Raw genomic sequence first — 20514 nt, forward strand, 5'->3', positions numbered from 1 at the left:
AGCTGTTTAATAGGCAGATAAAAATATCTGCCAGATGGAAACCATAAAAGAAAATGGATACACGAAGATCAGCCGGCCCGGACTGACATACTTTACCGTCGCCCCCGGAGTATGGGGTATGAGGATAGTCTTTGTAAATGTTTACCTCATTGCAGCGGGAGACGAAGGAAGCAACAACTTTATACTGGTTGACGCAGGACTTAAAGGTTCTGGGAACAAAATCGTCCGGATGGCCGAAGATATCTTTGGCCCCGGGGCAAAGCCTGTAGCCATCGTGCTCACGCACGGGCATTTCGATCATGTAGGGTCACTTGAAGAATTGCTCACAGTATGGAATACGCCCGTTTACAGCCATTACCTCGAACTACCTTACCTTAAAGGGATCTCCAGCTACCCGCCGCCGGATCCAATGGTGGGCGGAGGACTTATGAGCATGATGTCATGGATGTTCCCTAAGCGCCCAAAAGATCTTGGGAAAAGGATTCATCGCCTCGGGACAGATGATGCGGTTCCGGGTCTCCCGGAGTGGCGCTTCATACATGTACCCGGACATTCACCCGGACAGATCGCGCTCTTCAGGGAAGCCGACAGGACGCTGATTGCAGCTGATGCCTTCGTTACCACAAAGCAGGAATCTGCCTTTTCCGTCATCACTCAAAAGAAACAGCTCTCAGGCCCTCCGAAGTATTTTACTATCGACTGGAACGCGGCAGGAAAGTCAGTTGCGACATTATCCGCACTGGAGCCTGAAACTGCCGCAACGGGACACGGGTATCCTGTTTACGGGGAAGAACTGAGATCAGGATTAAAGCACCTTGCAGAGAACTTTGAAAAGGAGGCTGTACCGGGTTACGGACGCTATGTAAGGGAACCGGCAAGAGCTAACAAGAATGGGGTACAGTATATCCCGCGTAAGGTAGTGAATCCAGGTTTGCTGGCCGGTGCTGCAGTTATCGGTATGGTAGCTGCCGCAGGCCTTATATGGGGCATCAGGAAAACAGCTAAAGCTTTCTGAAAATTCCGGTAAACAGCGACATTAAACCTGACATATATAACTAACATCCTTAAATTTAATGCAGAACTATGAAGAAAAGGAATTTTGTTTGGATTGCAGCAGCCATGCTGGCTGCTGGTTGCGGTAATTCGCAACAGGGGACTTCCGGGGGCGGCGATACGTCTTCCACGGTTACCGATAGTACAGCAGGCAAGGGGGGAGCTATCTCTGCCGCTTCCACTGAATTTGCAGCCAAAGCAGCTACAAGCGTGCTATTTGAAACAGAACTTGGAAAACTTGCCCGTAATCAGGGCTTGAATAAACTGGTAAAGGATTTCGGATCGCTGATGATAAACGATCACTCAAAATCAACAGAAGAACTACAGGCGATTGCGGGCAGGAAAGGAATTACGCTTCCGTCCGCATTAACTGACGAACAGACGAAAGACCTGGAGGATCTGAAGGGAAAGAAAGGGGTAGAATTTGATAAGAGTTATGTCAAAAAAATGCTCCAGGTGCATCGTTCTGATATTGCAGAATTCAAAAATGCAGCAAAAGAGGGCATCGATGCTGACCTGAAGGATTTCGCATCAAAATCCCTTCCGGTTTTAAAAGCACATTACGATTCCCTGAGATCCATAAATAAAGTGATTAAAGCCACTGTCGATCCGGGAGAGATTACAGACGGTGTCGAAACACTTCCTTTAAGATAAGCTCATAACGCGGACATCTAAAAATAAAGCCCCGGCCGAAGCCAGGGCTTTTCTTATTACATTTATATTTAACTGATTAAGCTGAGTACCTGAAGAACGCTGCGACCTTACTGTCGGCAGGCATTCTCTCTTTTTCGAGGATATGAACCTCACCTCCGTTCATGATCGTCTTCATGATCGATTTATCAATCAGGCAGACATCTCCAGGTTGTTCTGAATCATGAACGGTAAGCTGGTTGTCTGATTCATTAAACTGCCCCCATATATGTGCGTCCTTCAGTACAAAAAGGTCGGATACCTGGCCATAATAACTTGCAGGGATCACCTCACCGGGGATAGAAGAAGTAAGCTCTTTTGCCGAATTATTATAGTAATTCTGAAGTGCCTTCCTGGTATCTTCCTTAAAATAAGCATCCATCTTTGCCTTTGCTTTTTCATAAAGAGTGTGTTTCTCCTCATATTCAAAGTTACCGGTAAGATGATCTGTCCAGATGCCTTTGTATTTGGTAACACGCTTATATGCAGCAAGTACATAATCAACAGCTGCAACGATCAGAGGGGCATTCTGCGTTGAAAGCACTTCCTTCCACAGAGTCTGATCTACCTCTTTCAGATATTGTTCCAGGTATTCGTCGTCATCAGACAAGCCGGCTCCGTGACCATGGAAATTAGCGCCCACAGTTGCCGCAGCTCCCGTACTGGCGCCAGCCCTTCTCATAAGCTGTCTGCCGCCTTTTTCCTCAAACCTGATCACGTCATCCATCCCATTCGGCAGGCCTTCAACCTCGAGCTTTTTTATCTCAAATGAATCCGCCTCATAGAATTGCGCGTCGTGTTTACTCAGTACAAGTACATAGAAAGGCTTTCTGGTCTTCATTAACGAAGGGAGAGGAGCAATATAAAATGAATTGTTTACGATCAGAGTCTCTTTCACACTGATAGGAAGCTTTATAACTTTGAAAAAACTCTCAGAAAGAAATACTGCCAGTCCTTTTAGCTGGCTCTTCCAGAATGGTTCATCATCTACCATGCTAAACCCTTTCTTCAATACCTTCTCTATAGCTGCCTGATCAAGGCCTTTGGCTTCCATTTGCTGCCTTGCTTTCTGAAGGATATTCTTAAATGTGATGACGTCATGCTTTTCGTTGACCTCATATCCCGAGCTATGTGCAGGCATGAAAACTGTCACACAGTTCTCTCCATGGTAGTTCGCAAGCTCGCTTAATTCTTCTCTTGAGATAATCATAGGCTATACAGATTATTTATTATCGTTGGTATTGTCTTCTCCCTTAGCGAGATTCCGGTTAATATGTCTCACGTTGACATTTGCGGAGAGCTCGTCGGCACCATCCGTATACTTTTCAGCAATTTCATTATCCTGTTCCAGGTCGTTTACTGCAAAAGCATCCTTTAATCCATGTGTTTCACGTCCGTTACCGCTTGGTTTTCCTTTGGGTGGAACAAACCCTGTTTTGCTTTTTCCCATAATAAAAAAATTTGAGGCTTAAATTAAACGTTATTCAGAAAGCCGGTCATATCCGGCTGTTATTGCAGGGCAGAATGCCCTGGTTTAATAAATTAAATTAATCTGTTCTCTGGTATTTTATTCCCCGAAATCACTCCATCGTTATGGACAGGATAGCAATAATGCTTAAGTGTCATTAAAACTGAGATCTTCATAGCAGTAGGTTAAATTTTATTAAAGCTATCATTAACTGATCGCTTTAAATTCTAACTCTATTCAGAAAAAAGAGTTTTAAAAAATACTTATTTTATATTAAAAAAAGGCTTATAAGACATTAGGAGCCCGGTTCTTCCTGCCGGGGAGTAATTACAGTTAACGCACCTGGAAGGATACGGACTTCGATCTGGCGCGTTTTTCCGATAACTTCTCCATCTACCTGGAGAGTAGTTCTTCTGGAGGTCCTGATGGAGGCTTTGCCAGAACGGATCACTTCGGCATATTCTGAGGTTTGCAGGGTTCCGTTAAACATCTTCCAGGCTATCGACAGCAGTTTAGCGCGGGGAAAAGGTTTGATGATCACCAGTTCAAATTTGCCGTCATCTAGTTTACCTATCGGATTGATCACCACACCGGTACCATACTTCGAAGCATTGGCAAAGGTAAGTGAAACAGCCTTTCTGACAATGCTTTCTCCATCTGTTGTGATATGGAACCTGTACTGCCTGATCAGGAATATCTCGGCCAGAAGGTGCTTGGCATAGGTAAGCATACCCCGCCTGACGTCATTCTCAAAGCGCTTTACGATCCGGGCATTAAGTCCAACATCCGCAAGATGGATACAATGGATGTTGTTGATCTTCAGCAGGTCTATTTTTCGCCGGACGCCTGTGGTAAGAAGAGAAAGAGCCGATTCTATCCTGTTTCCAATGCCAAGTTCCTTTGCCATACCGTTGGCTGATCCTGCCGGTATGATCAGCAGGGGCAGTTCAGAATCACAGAGGATCTTCGACATCAGGTTTACCGTCCCATCGCCACCGGCGGCGGCAACTACATCCGGTTTAAATTCATCAATCTCCTCCCGGATCATCTGCTCGGTATTGTCCTGATGGAGACGGTATATCTGATATTCAAAGCCGGTTTTTCGTGACTCTTCGGAGATGATCGCTTCTAATCCGGCACCCAGACGGTTACCAGATTTTGTATTAATGATGAATAATACTTTCACAGGGATGATAACAATTAAAGCTGCTCTTTGACTTCAAGAAGAAACTTTTTTAATTTTTCCAGAGAGTCGATCACCTTCTGGTTTTCACGGATCTCTGTACGGTTGCCTCTCAGATGCTCCTTGGCCCCCTGAAGCGTAAACCCTTTTTCCTTTACAAGGTGAAATATGATCTTCAGGTTCTCCACATCCTCCGGCGAAAAAAGACGGTTGCCTTTTTTATTCTTTTTAGGCTGAAGTATATCAAACTCTTTCTCATAGAATCTTATCTGAGAGGGATTTACGTTGAACATCTCAGTAACTTCTCCCATGGTATAATAGAGTTTGCTGATATCTCTTTCTTTGTACGGCATAATGCACAAAGATAAGTTTTAAATTGTTCGGTGTTACAAATGAATTTGTTAATCACGATCTTTCAACTTTCAGTAAGCTTGTTAACTTTGCGGATTAAATTAAATTCAGAATGACTACTAAGGAAATAAGGCAGGCTTTTTTAGATTTTTTTGCGGCCAAAGGACATCAGATCGTTCCTTCAGCTCCTATCGTTGTGAAGGATGATCCTACTTTGATGTTCACGAATGCAGGAATGAACCAGTTTAAAGAAATTTTCCTGGGAGAAAAACCTGTTAAATATCCAAGGGTGGCCGACACTCAGAGATGTTTGCGGGTGTCGGGAAAACATAATGATCTGGAGGAAGTAGGGATTGACACCTATCATCATACAATGTTTGAAATGCTTGGCAACTGGAGCTTTGGCGATTACTTCAAAGAAGAAGCTATTGCCTGGAGCTGGGAGTTGCTGACAGGCGTATATGGCATCCCGAAAGACCGCCTTTACGTAACGGTTTTCGAGGGGGATGAAAAGGAAGGCCTTCCCAAAGACCAGGAAGCCTATGATTTCTGGAAACAATGGATTGATGAAGACAGGATCCTTTTGGGAAATAAAAAGGACAACTTCTGGGAAATGGGAGATACCGGTCCCTGCGGCCCCTGTTCTGAAATTCACGTAGACTGCCGCCCAGACGATCAGCGGCAGCAGAAAGACGGAAGATTCCTGGTGAACGCAGACGATCCTCAGGTCATCGAGATATGGAATAACGTATTCATGCAATTTAACCGTCTTAAAGATGGTTCTCTTCAGCTCTTACCAGCTCAGCATGTGGATACGGGAATGGGACTTGAGCGCCTGGTTCGTATTCTCCAGGAAAAATCGTCCAACTACGATACAGACGTGTTCCAGCCACTTATCCGGTTTATCTCTGAAAAGAGCGGCATCGCTTATAACCAGGGGGAAAGCATGGAGAAGACAGATATTGCAATGCGCGTGATGGCAGATCATATCCGGGCGATTTCCTTTGCCATTGCCGACGGACAGCTGCCTTCCAACGTAAAGGCTGGATATGTCATCAGGCGGATCCTGAGAAGGGCGGTAAGATACGCGTATACCTTCCTCGGATTTAAGGAGCCTTTCTTCAATACCCTGGTGCCGGTACTGGCCGAACAGTTTGACGGTGTATTCCCCGAGTTGAAGGCACAGCAGGAATTCGTTCAGAAGGTGATCTTTGAAGAGGAAGTTTCCTTTCTGAGAACGCTTGCTACCGGCATCCAGCGCTTCGAAAAATATACATCGGAAACCTCTCTCGTAGACGGAGAGTTTGCATTTGAGCTTTATGACACCTTTGGCTTCCCGATCGACCTCACCGAACTGATGGCACGGGAAAAAGGCCTCACTGTCGACATGGACGGCTTTAATAAAGCGCTGGAGGCACAGAAAGCCCGGTCAAGAGCAGCGACATCTGTGGATACAGGTGACTGGATCATTCTGAATGAGGGGGACGAGAATGAGTTTGTCGGATATGATGCTGCTGAATCGGATGCTACTATCCTGAAATACCGCAAAGTAAAAGCAAAAGGAAAAGAGCAATACCAGCTGGTACTCGACAGAACTCCGTTTTATGCGGAAAGCGGGGGCCAGGTTGGTGATACCGGCTATATATTTCCGGAGTCGGGCGCATTTGACAAGGAGAACGCCCTCAGAATCACCGATACAAAGAAGGAGAATGCACTGATCATCCATTTTACCGACAGCATACCGGAAGGTTTCGACCTTGCCGGAAAGGTGAGATGTGTGATCGATACAGAAAGACGCCTCGATACGGAAAACAACCACTCAGCCACGCATCTTCTGCAGGCTGCACTACGCCAGGTACTGGGCACCCATGTTCAGCAGAAGGGATCACTCGTGAATGAAGAATATCTGCGGTTCGACTTCTCTCATTTCACAAAAGTAAGCGATGAAGAACTTGAGCGGATAGAAACGATCGTAAATCAGAAGATCCGGGAAAATATTCCTTTGAAAGAAGAGCGGAATGTTCCTTTCCAGGAAGCTTTAAAAAGAGGGGTAACAGCATTGTTCGGCGAGAAGTACGGTGAATTCGTGCGCATCATCACCTTTGATGACCAGTATTCAAAAGAACTGTGCGGAGGTACGCATGTAAAGGCAACCGGACAGATTGGCTATTTCAGGATCGTATCAGAAAGTGCAGTAGCTGCCGGGGTAAGAAGGATCGAGGCGATCACCGGAAAAGCGGTTGAAGCTTTCGTAAATGAACAAAGCAAGCTTATAAACCAGCTGAAGAACCTTCTCAAAAACCCGAAAGACTTGTCGAAATCAGTGGAAAGCCTTCTTGAGGAAAACAGCAAGCTGAAAAAGGAAATTGAGAGAAACGTATACGAAAAAGCCGCAGGACTGAAGGACGATCTCAAAGGAAAAGCTGAAGACATTGGCGGTATTTATTTTATTGCAGCCAAAATAGAGCTTGGCAGCGCAGACGCTATCAAAAATCTCGCTTATTCGTTGAAAGAGTCGATGGACAATCTCTTCCTTGTACTCGGAAGCGAAAATGAGGGCAAGCCATCATTGACAGTAATGATCTCTGAAAACCTGGTGGGTGAGAAATTCCATGCGGGTAATATCGTAAGAGAACTAGCAAAAGAGATTAAAGGCGGGGGAGGCGGCCAGCCATTTTACGCTACAGCAGGAGGGAAGGATGCTGCCGGCCTGGATGCGGCTCTCCGCAAAGCACGGGAGATTGTAGCTGCAGAGCTCTGATCCGCAGCATGATTCTTAATTAAAAAGAGGCTGTATCAACGAGATGCGGCCTCTTTTTTTTATTAAGAAACAAAAAAACGCATCGCCTGTTGAATTTCAAGGGGGTTCGACAAAGGTACTTAATATGCACTTCGATAAAATTTATAATAAAGGACAGGCCAGACTGTTTAAAAACGATTTCCTGGAGAGTTTAACCAAAACACGTCCATGGGTGATCTACAGCTTATATCTACCGTTCAATGCATGGCTTTTATACTACGCCCATACAGTACTCAATTTCTCACTGGGGTTCATTACCGGGCTGTTTTTTGCTGCGCTCTCATTCTGGACTCTCTTTGAATATTTTGCCCACCGCTACCTGTTCCATTATGAAGCGACAAGCAGCCTTGGAAAGAAAATTGTCTACATTTTTCATGGGAATCACCATGAGTATCCAAGAGACAGGATGAGGCTTTTTATGCCGCCTGTGCCAAGCATTATTCTTGCATCTGTTGTGTTTGGAATCATCTATGGCGCTTCATTCCTCATCACAGGAACAGGAGATTACGCATTCATATTCTTCCCGGGATTCATAACCGGTTATCTCATATATGTTTCCATGCATTATGCCATCCATGCCTTCGCGCCTCCAAGGGGATTAAAGGCGATATGGCGCAACCATCACCTGCATCACTATAAAGAACCCGAAAAAGCCTTTGGTGTTAGCTCCGTGATCTGGGACGTTGTTTTTAATACGCTTCCAGCGAAGGAGGAAGCAAAAGTAAACTCGTTAAAAGGGAACAGGCGTTTAGAAGAAACCCGTACGCCTGAATAAACCATTAATTCTTTAAGATCTTCACTTCGGTGCGCCTATTGGCCTGGCGTCCTTCTTCCGTTGAATTGTCTGCCACCGGACGTGACTTTCCGTATCCTTTAAAACTTAATCTGGATGGATTTATCTTCTTCGATATAAGAAAATTATATACGTTACGAGCCCTGTTTCCAGAAAGCAGTTCGTTAGCCGCATCACTGCCGGTATCATCCGTATGCCCTGTAATTTCGATGACAGCTCCGGGATTAGATATCATAAAGTTCAGAAGATTATTCAGCTCAGGCATAGACTCAGCCATCAGTTCATCTTTATTGGTTTCGAAAAAGATATTCTTTAAAACCACCGTTTCTCCGGCAATAATCTTTTTAAGTGGAATAACTATCCGGTACGGTTTCTTATTATTAGGCCCCTGCGCAGGCGAGAAATTCTCCGAGTGAAACAGATATCCCTCTTTAAACACAGTGAGTCCGAACATCTTTCCTTCTGGCATAGTTGCCAGGAACCCGCCATTTTCGTCTTCACTCTCCTCGTCGAAGATTACGGTATTCGACTTCAGTTCTGTGATCCTTACATCCGCACTCAGCGGCGCTTTTGTTCCGGCGTCTATCACTTTACCTTTAACATAGGTGACCGGCTGAGGACGGTTCTTCTCGGGAAGCACAAATGAGTAGATATCCATCCCCCCAAATCCGCCTTTCATATCAGATGCAAAAAAAGCAGTCTGTCCGTCCGCTGTCACCGTTAGCCCGCTTTCTTCTCCCGGCGTATTGATCGGGTATCCCAGGTTTTCGGGCTGCTGCCATTTTCCGGCTGCATCCTTTCTGCTCACATACAGGTCGCGGTTGCCGAAACCAGGCCATCCGTTCGACGAAAAATAAAGAGTGCTGTTGTCAGGATGTATGAAAGGGGAGTGTTCGTCGAAGGGTGTGTTAACAGAGGGGCCCAGGTTGACCGGCTTTGACCATTTTCCTTCCGGCAGCAGGCTGGCCTGCCAGATATCGTACCCGCCCATCCCACCGGCCCTGTTGCTGACAAAATACAGAGTCTTGCCATCAGCACTCAAAGAGGGCTGCGACTCCCAGCCTGCGGTATTTACCGGGGGGCCGATGTTAAATGGCTCGCTCCAGTCTTTTCCTTCCCGTTTACAAACATAGATATCACATCTGCCAAGGCCTTCGGGACGATTACAGCCAGTAAAGAAAAGATAAAGGCCGTCAGGAGAAATACACTGCGCTCCTTCGTTGAAATTAGCGGTATTAATTTTCGAGCTGAGATATTCGGCCTTTCCCCATTTATCAGTATCCTTTAAGCTCTGGTAAAAATCTTCGTTATTATTTACACGTCTTGTAAATATCAGGCGGCCTTCATCCGCCGTAATCACCGGAAGATACTCCTGGTACACAGAATTAACACCTTCTCCCAGGTTTACTGGCTTAAAAGGAACAGGTTTTTTGAGCGCTTCAATACTGAACCTGCAATCAGCCATGTGCTTATTGACTAATCTCTTGCTGGCGTCCGAAAGTCCGGGATAAGAAGAATACTTTATAAAATGCTGAAGTGAATTGGCATAATCTCCAAGATTCAATTCACTTTCAGCAAGCCCATAATAGGTAAGCGAACTGAATTCGGGAGCGAGGTCCAGTACCTTCCTGTAATAGGTGGCAGCATCTTTATGATTCTTAACCTTCCTGGATAAGTCGCCAAGCTGCTGGTAAGCTGCCGTAAACTTGCTGTCGGCAGCTACAGCCCTTTGTAATTCTGTGATCGCCGCCGGATACTTCCCTGCAGATATGTAACGTCCCGCTTGCTCGTAATGGTTTTGTGCCTGTTTGTCCTCAGACCGGCGTCCTTCCTGTGCTTTAAGCAGTAGGGAAGAGGTCAGCAGGAAAAAAATGAAAATGTACTTCATCGTATCTCATAATGCTCAATCTGCGAAGATTTCACTCAGGAACGTTTTCATATGTTCCCAGGATCGCCTGGCAGCAGATTCATTATACGCAGCGCCTTTAGAATTGTTATCCCCGGCTGAAGGTTCTGTGAATGCATGAACAGCATTAGCATAATAGATCATCTGCCAGTCTGCTTTACGGCTTTTCATTTCCTCCCTGAAAGCGGCACACTGCGTTTCCGGCACATACGGATCATCTGCTCCATGCAGCACAAGTACCTTAGGCCTGATCACATCCGCTTCCTGCTTATCTTCTCTTTTATCCAGCCCTCCGTGAAAAGAGACAACTCCCTTAATCGGGAAATTTGCCCTGGCCGCTTCCAGTGCACCGGTTCCGCCAAAGCAGTAACCGATTACGGCAATGTTGTTCTCATCAGCACCAGCCTCTACCAGCTGTTCAATAGCAGCCTTGATTCTCGAACGGAAAAGATCACGGTTACTTTTGTAAAAGCCCGAAGTTTTCCCCGCTTCCGCAGTATTCTGCGGTCGCTTGTCAGCGCCGTAAATATCAGCGGCAAAGGCATAATATCCAAGTTCCGAAAGCCTGGAAGCCGAGGTTTTTATAAAGTCATTGATTCCCGTCCACGCATGGATGATCACCACACCAGGTCGTTTTCCAGTACCCTTTTTGGGTACCGCCAGATGGCCTTTCAGAACTGTACCGTTATCTGAATAAGACACATCCTTTTCCTGGGCAAGTCCTGTCAGGCTCATGCTCAGGAGCAGAATACTCAGAACAGATTTATTCATAGAAGGTTAATTAGTATTACAAACTTAACGAATTGTTTTATAAGTTAATCCGGATTAAATACCAGTTTAACATTCTGTATTAAGGAATGTTCAGATATTTGTGTGTTTGTAAAGAAATTTCCCATTTAGGATTAGCCTTCACATATTCGATGATCATAGGCGTAACTACAGGAGCCTTTGACCATTCAGGCTGAAGATACAACTTACACCCGGGCGAAACGATCTCTGCGTACTTCTCAGCCCATTCAAAATCACTTTTATTAAAGACAATTACCTTTAATTCTCCAGCCACAGGCCCGATAGACGGAAGCGGGGCTTTAAACTTTTTCGGCGAAAGGCAGATCCAGTCCCACTGCCCTGAAAGGGGATAGGCCCCCGAAGTTTCAATGAAAGTTTTTATTCCCAGCGACTGCAGTCCGGATGTCAGAGGTTCAAGGTTATACATCAGGGGTTCGCCACCGGTAATCACCACTGCTTTTCCCGGATACATGGACGCATTTTCAATGATCCGGCTGACGGGCGTCAGAGGATGAAGTTCAGCATCCCAGCTTTCTTTAACGTCGCACCAGTGGCAACCAACATCACATCCCCCAAGCCTGATAAAATAAGCCGCTTTTCCACTATGATAGCCTTCACCCTGGATAGTGTAAAACTCTTCCATTAATGGTAAGACCGATCCGTCCTCTGGTACTTGATTTGTCATGAAGGGTGCAAATATACCGATAGTTTCTGTTGATGACTAAACAGACGCATAAAATTGCAGCAGAATGATGTTATTTAGCAAATGCGAAAACTTAATACTTGCCCGTCCGGTTATATCATTGGGAAACATACATTCTTCAAATGATAAATATTCAGGAAATAGATAAGCTGACAGAGCAGTTTTATAAAGGCATCAGCTTCAGCCAGGAACATTATCCGCAATTCGATCAGCTCGGGGAACTTTTTTTCGGTGCCGGAAAACTCATAGACAATAATTACGACAAGCCTATCGACTTTACGCTGCAAAGCTATATCCAGGCTGTTATGCGTCAGATTGAAGATGGAAATGCCTCATTCTATTCCCAGCAGGAAATATCGGATACAACTGAGGTATTTGGAAATACGGCCCAGAGGATCAGCGTTTATGAATATTCGTTTACAGCAGAAACCCAGCAGCCATGGAAAAAAGGGGTGAACTATATCCAGTTCATCTTTACGGAAGGAAAATGGCAGATCGTTTCGATGGTGTGGACAGACGAAACCGAAGAGTTCTCAATTCCCGAAACCTATTTAATATAATAAATAAAGGTTAAATGGCCTAAAACAAACCAAACCGTCCCGATCTCCTGAAGGATGATCAAAGACGGTTTAACTTGAGGATATTATGATCCTATTTATAAATTTCCTTCTTAGCCGAAGCCAGCGTGTTCCTGAGCAATCCAACAATGGTCATTAAACCTACACCACCCGGTACAGGGGTGATCCAGGATGCTTTGGGAGCTACATGATCAAAATCTACATCCCCATACAACTTATATCCCGACCGGGTTGATTCAGATACTTCCCGGTTGATTCCTACATCAATGATAACAGCTCCATCTTTCACCATATCCGCTGTTATAAAATTCTTCCTTCCTATAGCAGCTACGATGATATCGGCAGATCGCACCATTTCACTCAGGTTAGCAGTTCTGCTGTGGGTCAGCGTCACTGTACAGTTTCCCGGATAAGCGTTGCGGGCCAGTAGGATACTCATGGGACTTCCGACAATATTGCTTCTCCCTACCACAACACAATGCTTCCCGGCTGTTTCAATTTTATATTCCTCGAGCATCAGAAGGATTCCGTAAGGAGTGGCAGGAATAAAGCAGGGGAGGTTACGCATCATTCTTCCCAGGTTAACCGGGTGGAATCCGTCAACGTCCTTCCTGTAATCTATCTTTTCGGTAACCTTCTCTGGGTCAATATGCTTAGGCAGGGGAAGCTGTACAATTAGTCCGTCAACCCCCGGATCCTGGTTAATCTCATCTATTTTATTAAGCAACTCGGCTTCTGTAACTGTTTCTTCGTAGCGGACTAAAGAGGATTTAAACCCAACTTTCTCACAGTTTTTCATTTTGCTGGCAACATAGGTCTCACTTCCTCCGTCATGGCCTACCAGGATTGCCACAAGATGAGGCTTCCTGCCGGACACAGCCAACACGGATGCTGCTTCTTCCGCTATTTCCAGTTTAAGTTTTTCTGCTACAAATTTTCCGTCTAGTAATTGCATGTATATGAACTTGGAGATGTTAAAAAATTAATCCAACTTTAGAACTGCCATAAATGCCGACTGCGGGATCTCAACATTTCCAACCTGCCGCATACGTTTCTTTCCCTTCTTCTGTTTCTCAAGGAGTTTCCGCTTACGGGAGATATCCCCACCGTAACATTTCGCGGTAACATCCTTTCGCAGCGCCCGCACATTTTCCCTGGCGATAACCTTTGCGCCGATAGAGGCCTGAATAGCAATTTCAAACTGCTGGCGGGGAAGCAGCTCCTTCAGTTTCTCGCAGATCTTTTTCCCGAAATCATACGAGTTACTCCTGTGGATCAGGGACGAAAGAGCATCTACCGGCTCACCATTGAGCTTTATATCTAGACGTACAAGGTCTGATTGCCGGTACCCGATCTGGTGATAATCAAACGACGCATACCCTTTGGATATCGTCTTCAGTCGGTCGTAGAAGTCGAATACAATTTCTCCCATTGGCATTTCGAACACCAGTTCCACGCGGTCGGATGTCAGGTAAGACTGATTAACAATAATTCCGCGTTTTTGGATACAAAGGGACATCACAGGTCCTACAAAGTCAGACTTTGTGATAATGTTTGCCTTAATATAGGGTTCTTCTACGAACTCAAGCTTGCTTGGGTCAGGGAGATCGGAAGGATTATTCACGATAATAACATCCTCTTTGGTCGTGTAGGCCATATAGGAAACGTTCGGTACTGTCGTGATAACGGTCATATCAAATTCCCGTTCCAGCCTTTCCTGTATGATCTCCATGTGCAGCATGCCAAGGAAACCACAACGGAATCCAAAACCAAGGGCGGCAGACGACTCCGGCTCAAACACGATGGACGCGTCGTTAAGCTGAAGCTTATGCATACTTTCACGGAGCTCTTCAAAATCCTCGGTATCAACAGGGTAGATACCGGCAAATACCATCGGCTTTACCTCTTCGAATCCCTGAATCGCTTCCTTTGCAGGCCTTTCCACGTGAGTGATCGTATCTCCGACCTTTACTTCCCTGGCTTCCTTAATACCGGATATAATGTACCCCACGTCTCCGGTTTTGATGCTGTCTTTGGGTTGTTGATTCAGTTTTAAAATACCTACCTCATCAGCAATGTACTCTTTGCCGGTAGCAATGAACTTAACCTTATCGTTTTTCCGGATCTCGCCGTTTACTACTTTAAAATAAGCAATGATTCCCCGGAATGAATTGAATACCGAATCGAAAATGAGAGCCTGAAGTTCGCCTCCCGGATCTCCCTGGGGAGCCGGCACACGATCGATGATAGCTCTTAAGATATCAAGCACCCCCATACCTGTTTTACCCGACGCCGGAATGATCTCTTCACGTTTGCAGCCGATAAGCTCAATGATCTGATCTTTCACTTCTTCGGGCATTGCACCCGGAAGATCCATTTTATTTAATATGGGGATGATTTCAAGATCATGCTCAAGTGCCAGATAAAGGTTTGAAATCGTTTGCGCCTGAATCCCCTGTGAAGCATCCACTATCAGCAAAGCTCCTTCGCAGGCTGCGATAGATCTCGACACTTCATAGGAAAAGTCCACATGTCCCGGTGTGTCAATAAGATTTAAAACATATTCCTGACCATCCAGCTTATAATTCATTTGTATCGCGTGGCTCTTAATGGTAATGCCACGTTCCCGTTCCAAATCCATATCATCGAGAAGCTGAGCTTGCGCTTCACGTTGCGTAATGGTATTCGTATATTCGAGCAATCGATCCGCCAGCGTACTTTTTCCGTGATCGATATGTGCTATGATGCAAAAATTCCGGATATGTTTCATTCGAACCGCAAAGATAATTTTTTGAATTCATATTTTAATGATGTCCCAGCCATAAGAATATGTATATAAAAGCAGAAACAATGGAGGTTATTAATCAGTCACTTAAATTGATAACTAACGTGAACGAACCTGTCATCGTCGAGTTCCCCGTTAGCGGAGGCAGTATCAATTCATGTTATAAACTGCGTGCCGGCAAACAATGTTTTTTTCTGAAAATAAATGATTCACGAAAATACCCGGAAATGTTCCTGAAAGAAGCAGAGGGACTGAAAACAATACGCAGCACAAACGCGATCAATGTGCCCGCCGTTATCGCACAGGGCACAGCGGGAATAGAACAGTATCTGATTTTGAACTGGGTAGAAGAAAAGACAGGAAGTCGCCAGGCCTGGGAGAAGCTCGGAGAGAACCTTGCAAAGATGCACCAGGTGAGCTCGCACAGCTTCGGTCTCGGTTACGGCAATTATATGGGATCCCTGGGTCAATCAAATAAACGTCACAAGTCATGGGCGTCCTTTTTTATCAACGAAAGACTTATCCCACAGGTTCAGATGGCAACCAAAAAACACCTATTAGACAGCACCTTAACTGATAAATTTAACCTACTGTACGATATGCTACCTGAATTGTTTCCGGAGGAAGCGCCTTCATTAATACACGGAGACCTGTGGAGCGGAAACTATATAATTACAGAGGGCGGGGAGCCCGTGCTGATAGATCCTGCAATTTCTTTTGGCCACAGGGAATTTGATATCGCAATGACCACGTTATTTGGCGGCTTCAACCAATCATTTTACGACAGCTACAATAACGCCTTTCCGCTGCAAAAGGGCTGGCAGGAAAGGTTACCGCTGTGGAATTTATATCCCTTGCTGATCCACTTAAACCTGTTCGGCATATCCTATCTTTCAGCAATCAAAAGCAGTCTTGCAAAGTACGATCGCACGAAATAGCAGGAGATTTACACCAAATAATGGCATTTATATACTAAGCTAACCTAAATAATAGCTTTAATTACTGTCTCTACGGGAACCCATAATTTAGCTCAACCCTTCTCCAATATCTTTATCAAAAAAAAGTCATGGAAGAAAGAATGATCGAACTCCTATTCGAAGGAAAGACGCAGGCAGAGATTGCCGACATTTTAAAAATAGAAGGATATAAGCCTAATTGTCTGAGTTCTATTGAAAAGCTCCTTAAAAAAGTAAGGGCGAAGCATGGTGCCAATACGATGTTTCATCTAGGGGTAATACTGGCTAGGACAGTAGCCAAAGGCAAGAAGCAATCTAAACAATCTCTTTAAATAAATGAGTATATTTGACTTAATAAAAAATATCTTATGATATGTTGGTTAACCTGATTGTCACTAAAAAGCCGGAGCGTCTTGTTAAACTATCTCCGGCCTCCTTAAGGGTTATGATCCCTTTTTAGGATTTCGTTTTGAACGAAGGTAATATGCGCTACCATTTTTCAGGTCGCGGCGATATACCCGTTCAAACTTGGTTGGTTTTTTAGCGTGAGCCATATTATCCAAGTTGAATTTAACCATATTGGACTGACATCAGGCCGCGTCCTTTCGGCTTCTTCATTTACCGATTGGACGCAAAACCAACTCTTTAAACTTAAAAATTATTATTAGTACTTTATTATACGATGTTACCAGAGTTTAAAACCATTTACGATCTCGTAAAAAGATTCCCAGATGAAAGGTCTTGCCATCAATATTTAGCATCCAGACGTTGGAACGGTTATATGACATGTCCACATGAAGGATGTGAAGGGGACGAATGTTACGTATTTAAGGACGGTATACGATATAAATGCAAGTCTTGCAATAGAATATACACAGCACGTACCGGGACAGTATTTGAGAGCAGTAAAATCCCTCTAGCAAGATGGTTTATAGCTATCTATTTGATCATGCATAAGCGCGGTATTAGCTCTGTACAGCTTGCAAAGGATATAGGGGTAACACAGAAGACAGCATGGTTCGTATTACACCGTCTAAGGTCTGTATTAGCGAATGAACCAGCAGAACAGTTGTCGGGAGTGGTAGAGATTGATGAAACATTTGTAGGAGGCAAAAGCCGGTTTAGGCATAAAGATAAACGGGTTAAGTATAATCCCGGAAGAGGATGGATAGATAAGACTCCTGTATTGGGGATGCTTCAGAGAGGAGGAAAAGTTAAAGCATCTGTGATCCCCAACGTTTTAATGCTAACCATACAAAAACAAATGCTTATACATGTAAGAGGAGGTAGTGATGTTATGGGAGACGGATTTAACGGGTACAGGGCATTGAATAAACATTACGAACTTCAGTGTTGTGATCATGGAAAGGGAATATACGGAATAGGTGAAGTACACACGAATGGGATAGAAAACTTCTGGTCACATTTTAAGCGGCATATTGGGGGTACACATATAAAGGTTAGCCGGAAGCATTTGGACAAATACGTTCAGGAAAGCGTTTTTCGTTATAATTACCGTAACTTAGGCATCCAAGAACAGTTTGAAACGATAGTCTCTAATATGGGTTGCAGGTTGAAATATAAAGACTTAATAGCATGAAAAAGAAGATCAGGAAAACCAATACTATTAAAAAAGAGGAAGGGTTATTATTAGAGCCGCCAAAGCAAAAAGAATCCCCAAAGCAGAGCAGTGGGGATAAAGCATTCGATGAAGCGATAGACAGGTTACTGTTCCCTAAAAAGGAGAAGTAGGCATTCTGATAAAGTTCCCAAGTATTCCTAAGTATCTTATATCTTTATAAGAATATACCGAAAACACCAATCCGTTAAATTCTCTTCCAACCCCATCATAATGTGATTTATGAAGATAGGAGGTAAAAGAACTCCTAGATGGATTCGTAAGGATTAAAACTAGTAATATCCCCATTATTATATATTTTGATCTTTGGCTAATAGATGATTTTTTAGGCACGGACATATATTCTTCTTCGTAATTTCTGCTCATTTCCCTATTTACATTGGCAACGGCCTTAACATTGATTTTTTGTCCGTACCAGAAGAAGATATAGAGAAAAGAAAAAACTATCTGAACCCATTTAGGGATACTATTATCCAGATAAAAATCCTCCCGGTAGCAATTAGAAATAAATGCTAAAACCAATAGAATGAGCCAACAGTAAAAGAATATCATTGTCTCCATTCTTCTGAAAGAATAAGGAAATATTAACATGTAAGCCACTGTCTTGTAAATCAAAAGGCCACATATTAATATAGAAGAAATAGCTGCTAGGGCGTGGGGAAAGGTAATAAATAGCCAATTTGAAAAAAGCTGGATAATAAAATTGCCAAATGTAAAAACTAGCAGGGATAATAGAATAGATACTATTCCGGTGAGCAGAACCTTCATATTGTCGTAATTTGAGTTAAAAAAATGGCGCAGCTAGAAATTCTTCAGCTACTCAGGGTTACGACGCCCTACCACGCATAAAGATACAGCTACGCCATGACAGCGTACTAAATGATCTATATTGCGTGGGCTATCGAGGTCGTAATTCGAGCAGCAATAAATTATCAGTACAAGTTTTTTATTTTATGTTATATAGTTTCAAACAATACAGCGAAAGTATAAATCAATTTATTCACTTCAAAATTTAAAAAATCATGGAAAGATTACAGTCCATCAAACAACAGTATGAGGCACTATTGGTAAAAATAGAAGCCTTAATAGAAGAAGAAGCAAACAAGCTCCCCCAAGGACTTATTGTAGAAATATGCCAAACTTACGTGCCTGGGTTCGCAAAAGGAAAATATTTCAATTTTGCCATGCACATTAATCTGGGAGAGATAGATCAGGATGTTCTTCAAGAAATTGAAAAAGAGAGAGCCAGTCGAAGGGCAGATCCGGCTTCCAACTATCCAGATCAAAAGCAACTACCACATCGAATTCAGACTGATGCCGGTATATATCAAAGGAGGACAGATTCTTGATCAGATTAAGGGCAATTTCATGTATTCTAGTATGATTGAATGGAGTCTTGAATATTGCAGATATAAATCTTCCATCAACCACCTTCCCAACCAAATAACCATACTTATTTGTTAAAGCATCGGCTTGATATTCTTTCATATTATAAGGGTTTTTAACAGATGCAATTTAAAAACATTCCCATACAAGATGTTAGAATATTTAATGAAATATAATTTGGCTTGGGTTAACTTTGTATATAAGTGCCCAAATAATATTTTGAATCCGACATTAAATCAATTATAATCAATTGATTATTAATACAATAAATCCAATTAACAAACTAAACATTTAACATTCTAACCAAGAAAACAGCTCAACCTGAACTAAACCACAGAATTAAATTCTGGCAGAACACACAAACAACTATCAGTCAATATCTTAAATTTAAACACATCAACACACACTACACCTCATTTCGCTGCCAGGCCGCAGAAAAATCAGCTTTCATATCATCAAACCGTTTTACAACTTCAGAGATAAATGCCTCATCAAGCACTTTAAATACCCCATTAACTCCTCCGGTAATTTCGAGTTCAGAAATCTTGTAGGTTTGTTCAAACACACCTTTTTCAAACTTCACGAGATACTTCATATTCAAAGAGAAAATTGTGATCTTACAATCCGGCCTTGGCAATTCAGCAACAATACGCATAAAAGAAAATTTATTTTTGTGAATGATTAAGGGCTATATATTAGTAATTATTTTTTGCGGGTGACTCATAAACTTCTACCGGTTTAAACCGTGCAAACAGCTCTTCGCTATACCAGTTTTCCTCCCTGGTCTTCCTGATAACATCCCTGTGTTCTTTTGAAGAATAAGCAAATTTCTTCATGTCTTCCTCCGACTCCCATAAGGAGAAAGTTGCCTGTTTATATAGCGGAGCCTCTCCAACCCCAACAGACATCACATACCCGGGTGAACTTTTCATAATGCGTGACACCGCGTCTACATTTTTCCAAAAGTTCTTCAGACGGGAAGGCCTGATAGTAGCTCTTGTCAGCACAGCTATCTTTCCCTTGTAATCCTTTAAATCCTCATCAAATACAAACGGCTCTTTACCGTCCCATTTCCCATGCCCTGACAGCGGTGTACAAAGAATAGTCCAGCTGCTGCTCCCAAAAGTACTCCACCATTTTTTTATAAGCGACCTGCGATAAAAGGATTCAAAATCTTCCCTTGAACTCCATACAGCGAACAGGCCCCATTGCTGCAAATCCGGCCGCAAAGAAAAAGTCCCGCCGTATCCCGAACCGAGCAGCTTCCAAAAGGAGCATTTACCGTTAAACAAGAGAGGAATACGATGTAAAGCCATAGCAAGTACCGCAACCGGAATATAAATCTTAGGATACCGCACTATAGTCAGAGAAACGATCATTCAAAAATATATCACTAAAAACCAACCCCAGGAGCATAAAAAAAGGCCCTTACGG

21 protein-coding genes are annotated in these 20514 nt (G+C 43.6%); 9 read left to right on the plus strand and 12 right to left on the minus strand.

The features are described 5' to 3' along the window. The first annotated feature begins 34 nt into the window (after window positions 1–34). The gene (locus DDR33_RS03190) at window positions 35–1015 is read left to right on the plus strand and encodes an MBL fold metallo-hydrolase (protein ID WP_109414318.1); all 981 of its coding nucleotides are present in this window, start codon (window positions 35–37) and stop codon (window positions 1013–1015) included. Window positions 1016–1083: 68 nt separating this feature from the next. Continuing rightward, complete coding sequence (locus tag DDR33_RS03195; protein ID WP_109414319.1) at window positions 1084–1707, plus strand: DUF4142 domain-containing protein; 624 nt, start codon at window positions 1084–1086, stop codon at window positions 1705–1707. Between the two features lie 76 nt (window positions 1708–1783). On the opposite strand, the gene DDR33_RS03200 is transcribed toward DDR33_RS03195, so the two are convergent. The 4 genes from DDR33_RS03200 to DDR33_RS03215 form a co-directional block, all read right to left on the minus strand. Beyond that, window positions 1784–2953, minus strand: coding sequence for a baeRF7 domain-containing protein (locus DDR33_RS03200; protein ID WP_109414320.1), 1170 nt, complete (start codon window positions 2951–2953; stop codon window positions 1784–1786). A gap of 12 nt (window positions 2954–2965) precedes the next feature. After that, a complete protein-coding gene (locus tag DDR33_RS03205; RefSeq protein ID WP_109414321.1) occupies window positions 2966–3193 on the minus strand; it encodes a hypothetical protein in 228 nt (75 codons plus the stop codon). Window positions 3194–3506: 313 nt separating this feature from the next. Then, window positions 3507–4397 carry a diacylglycerol/lipid kinase family protein gene (locus DDR33_RS03210; protein ID WP_238387647.1) on the minus strand — a complete coding sequence of 297 codons (891 nt, stop codon included), beginning with the start codon at window positions 4395–4397 and terminating at the stop codon, window positions 3507–3509. 14 nt (window positions 4398–4411) lie between these two features. Beyond that, window positions 4412–4747, minus strand: a complete 336-nt coding sequence (locus DDR33_RS03215; protein ID WP_109414323.1) for a MerR family transcriptional regulator — start codon at window positions 4745–4747, stop codon at window positions 4412–4414. A 110-nt stretch (window positions 4748–4857) separates the two neighbouring features. Here DDR33_RS03215 and alaS point away from each other — a divergent pair, with 110 nt between their 5' ends. Together alaS and DDR33_RS03225 are read left to right on the plus strand one after the other, a co-directional pair. Beyond that, on the plus strand, window positions 4858–7506 hold the full coding sequence (gene alaS / locus DDR33_RS03220) for an alanine--tRNA ligase (protein WP_109414324.1): 2649 nt from the start codon (window positions 4858–4860) through the stop codon (window positions 7504–7506). A 124-nt stretch (window positions 7507–7630) separates the two neighbouring features. Next, entirely contained in the window at window positions 7631–8320 is a 690-nt protein-coding gene (locus DDR33_RS03225; RefSeq protein WP_109414550.1) for a sterol desaturase family protein, read from the plus strand. Window positions 8321–8324: 4 nt separating this feature from the next. Here DDR33_RS03225 and DDR33_RS03230 read toward each other — a convergent pair whose 3' ends face one another. The 3 genes from DDR33_RS03230 to DDR33_RS03240 all read right to left on the minus strand — a co-directional run bounded on the left by DDR33_RS03230 (window position 8325) and on the right by DDR33_RS03240 (window position 11718). Further along, window positions 8325–10226, minus strand: coding sequence for an OmpA family protein (locus tag DDR33_RS03230; RefSeq protein WP_109414325.1), 1902 nt, complete (start codon window positions 10224–10226; stop codon window positions 8325–8327). 15 nt (window positions 10227–10241) lie between these two features. Further along, window positions 10242–11015 (minus strand): dienelactone hydrolase family protein, encoded by a 774-nt coding sequence (locus DDR33_RS03235; protein ID WP_202913643.1) that lies wholly within the window; start codon window positions 11013–11015, stop codon window positions 10242–10244. Between the two features lie 79 nt (window positions 11016–11094). Next, entirely contained in the window at window positions 11095–11718 is a 624-nt protein-coding gene (locus tag DDR33_RS03240; protein ID WP_109414326.1) for a 7-carboxy-7-deazaguanine synthase QueE, read from the minus strand. A gap of 140 nt (window positions 11719–11858) precedes the next feature. Here DDR33_RS03240 and DDR33_RS03245 point away from each other — a divergent pair, with 140 nt between their 5' ends. Further along, the gene (locus DDR33_RS03245) at window positions 11859–12296 is read left to right on the plus strand and encodes a hypothetical protein (protein ID WP_109414327.1); all 438 of its coding nucleotides are present in this window, start codon (window positions 11859–11861) and stop codon (window positions 12294–12296) included. Window positions 12297–12387: 91 nt separating this feature from the next. On the opposite strand, the gene DDR33_RS03250 is transcribed toward DDR33_RS03245, so the two are convergent. After that, entirely contained in the window at window positions 12388–13269 is an 882-nt protein-coding gene (locus tag DDR33_RS03250; RefSeq protein WP_109414328.1) for a bifunctional 5,10-methylenetetrahydrofolate dehydrogenase/5,10-methenyltetrahydrofolate cyclohydrolase, read from the minus strand. Between the two features lie 27 nt (window positions 13270–13296). Continuing rightward, the gene (lepA, locus tag DDR33_RS03255; protein ID WP_109414329.1) at window positions 13297–15084 is read right to left on the minus strand and encodes a translation elongation factor 4; all 1788 of its coding nucleotides are present in this window, start codon (window positions 15082–15084) and stop codon (window positions 13297–13299) included. An 80-nt stretch (window positions 15085–15164) separates the two neighbouring features. On the opposite strand from lepA, the gene DDR33_RS03260 reads away from it, so the two are divergent. The 4 genes from DDR33_RS03260 to DDR33_RS25710 all read left to right on the plus strand — a co-directional run bounded on the left by DDR33_RS03260 (window position 15165) and on the right by DDR33_RS25710 (window position 17807). Beyond that, entirely contained in the window at window positions 15165–16037 is an 873-nt protein-coding gene (locus DDR33_RS03260; protein ID WP_158280624.1) for a fructosamine kinase family protein, read from the plus strand. 128 nt (window positions 16038–16165) lie between these two features. Next, window positions 16166–16387: a helix-turn-helix transcriptional regulator gene (locus DDR33_RS03265; protein WP_109414331.1), complete on the plus strand. Its 222-nt coding sequence runs from the start codon at window positions 16166–16168 to the stop codon at window positions 16385–16387. A gap of 350 nt (window positions 16388–16737) precedes the next feature. Beyond that, complete coding sequence (locus DDR33_RS03270) at window positions 16738–17655, plus strand: IS1595 family transposase (protein WP_109414332.1); 918 nt, start codon at window positions 16738–16740, stop codon at window positions 17653–17655. After that, the gene (locus tag DDR33_RS25710) at window positions 17652–17807 is read left to right on the plus strand and encodes a hypothetical protein (protein WP_158280625.1); all 156 of its coding nucleotides are present in this window, start codon (window positions 17652–17654) and stop codon (window positions 17805–17807) included. Before DDR33_RS03270 ends, DDR33_RS25710 begins: the two co-directional genes overlap by 4 nt. A 1078-nt stretch (window positions 17808–18885) precedes the next feature. Here the strand turns inward: DDR33_RS25710 and DDR33_RS25530 are convergent. The 3 genes from DDR33_RS25530 to DDR33_RS03290 all read right to left on the minus strand — a co-directional run bounded on the left by DDR33_RS25530 (window position 18886) and on the right by DDR33_RS03290 (window position 20459). Next, complete coding sequence (locus DDR33_RS25530; protein ID WP_146198692.1) at window positions 18886–19182, minus strand: hypothetical protein; 297 nt, start codon at window positions 19180–19182, stop codon at window positions 18886–18888. A gap of 304 nt (window positions 19183–19486) precedes the next feature. Beyond that, window positions 19487–19735 (minus strand): hypothetical protein, encoded by a 249-nt coding sequence (locus tag DDR33_RS03285; protein ID WP_109414335.1) that lies wholly within the window; start codon window positions 19733–19735, stop codon window positions 19487–19489. Window positions 19736–19775: 40 nt separating this feature from the next. Further along, window positions 19776–20459: a DUF3291 domain-containing protein gene (locus tag DDR33_RS03290; RefSeq protein WP_109414336.1), complete on the minus strand. Its 684-nt coding sequence runs from the start codon at window positions 20457–20459 to the stop codon at window positions 19776–19778. Between the last annotated feature and the right edge of the window lie 55 nt (window positions 20460–20514).

Source organism: Pararcticibacter amylolyticus, from assembly GCF_003130405.1.
Classification (GTDB): domain Bacteria; phylum Bacteroidota; class Bacteroidia; order Sphingobacteriales; family Sphingobacteriaceae; genus Arcticibacter; species Arcticibacter amylolyticus.

Excerpts from the sequence above, each read along its gene's own strand:
- DDR33_RS03250 (WP_109414328.1), bottom strand. The coding sequence starts at position 13,269 with ATGCAATTACTAGACGGAAAATTTGTAGCAGAAAAACTTAAACTGGAA.
- DDR33_RS03205 (WP_109414321.1), bottom strand. The coding sequence starts at position 3,193 with ATGGGAAAAAGCAAAACAGGGTTTGTTCCACCCAAAGGAAAACCAAGC.
- DDR33_RS03215 (WP_109414323.1), bottom strand. The coding sequence starts at position 4,747 with ATGCCGTACAAAGAAAGAGATATCAGCAAACTCTATTATACCATGGGA.
- DDR33_RS03200 (WP_109414320.1), bottom strand. The coding sequence starts at position 2,953 with ATGATTATCTCAAGAGAAGAATTAAGCGAGCTTGCGAACTACCATGGA.
- lepA (WP_109414329.1), bottom strand. The coding sequence starts at position 15,084 with ATGAAACATATCCGGAATTTTTGCATCATAGCACATATCGATCACGGA.
- DDR33_RS25710 (WP_158280625.1), top strand. The coding sequence starts at position 17,652 with ATGAAAAAGAAGATCAGGAAAACCAATACTATTAAAAAAGAGGAAGGG.
- DDR33_RS03190 (WP_109414318.1), top strand. The coding sequence starts at position 35 with ATGGAAACCATAAAAGAAAATGGATACACGAAGATCAGCCGGCCCGGA.
- DDR33_RS03260 (WP_158280624.1), top strand. The coding sequence starts at position 15,165 with ATGGAGGTTATTAATCAGTCACTTAAATTGATAACTAACGTGAACGAA.
- DDR33_RS03285 (WP_109414335.1), bottom strand. The coding sequence starts at position 19,735 with ATGCGTATTGTTGCTGAATTGCCAAGGCCGGATTGTAAGATCACAATT.
- DDR33_RS03225 (WP_109414550.1), top strand. The coding sequence starts at position 7,631 with ATGCACTTCGATAAAATTTATAATAAAGGACAGGCCAGACTGTTTAAA.
- alaS (WP_109414324.1), top strand. The coding sequence starts at position 4,858 with ATGACTACTAAGGAAATAAGGCAGGCTTTTTTAGATTTTTTTGCGGCC.
- DDR33_RS03195 (WP_109414319.1), top strand. The coding sequence starts at position 1,084 with ATGAAGAAAAGGAATTTTGTTTGGATTGCAGCAGCCATGCTGGCTGCT.
- DDR33_RS03235 (WP_202913643.1), bottom strand. The coding sequence starts at position 11,015 with ATGAATAAATCTGTTCTGAGTATTCTGCTCCTGAGCATGAGCCTGACA.
- DDR33_RS03245 (WP_109414327.1), top strand. The coding sequence starts at position 11,859 with ATGATAAATATTCAGGAAATAGATAAGCTGACAGAGCAGTTTTATAAA.
- DDR33_RS03290 (WP_109414336.1), bottom strand. The coding sequence starts at position 20,459 with ATGATCGTTTCTCTGACTATAGTGCGGTATCCTAAGATTTATATTCCG.
- DDR33_RS03270 (WP_109414332.1), top strand. The coding sequence starts at position 16,738 with ATGTTACCAGAGTTTAAAACCATTTACGATCTCGTAAAAAGATTCCCA.
- DDR33_RS03230 (WP_109414325.1), bottom strand. The coding sequence starts at position 10,226 with ATGAAGTACATTTTCATTTTTTTCCTGCTGACCTCTTCCCTACTGCTT.
- DDR33_RS03265 (WP_109414331.1), top strand. The coding sequence starts at position 16,166 with ATGGAAGAAAGAATGATCGAACTCCTATTCGAAGGAAAGACGCAGGCA.
- DDR33_RS25530 (WP_146198692.1), bottom strand. The coding sequence starts at position 19,182 with ATGAAAGAATATCAAGCCGATGCTTTAACAAATAAGTATGGTTATTTG.
- DDR33_RS03240 (WP_109414326.1), bottom strand. The coding sequence starts at position 11,718 with ATGACAAATCAAGTACCAGAGGACGGATCGGTCTTACCATTAATGGAA.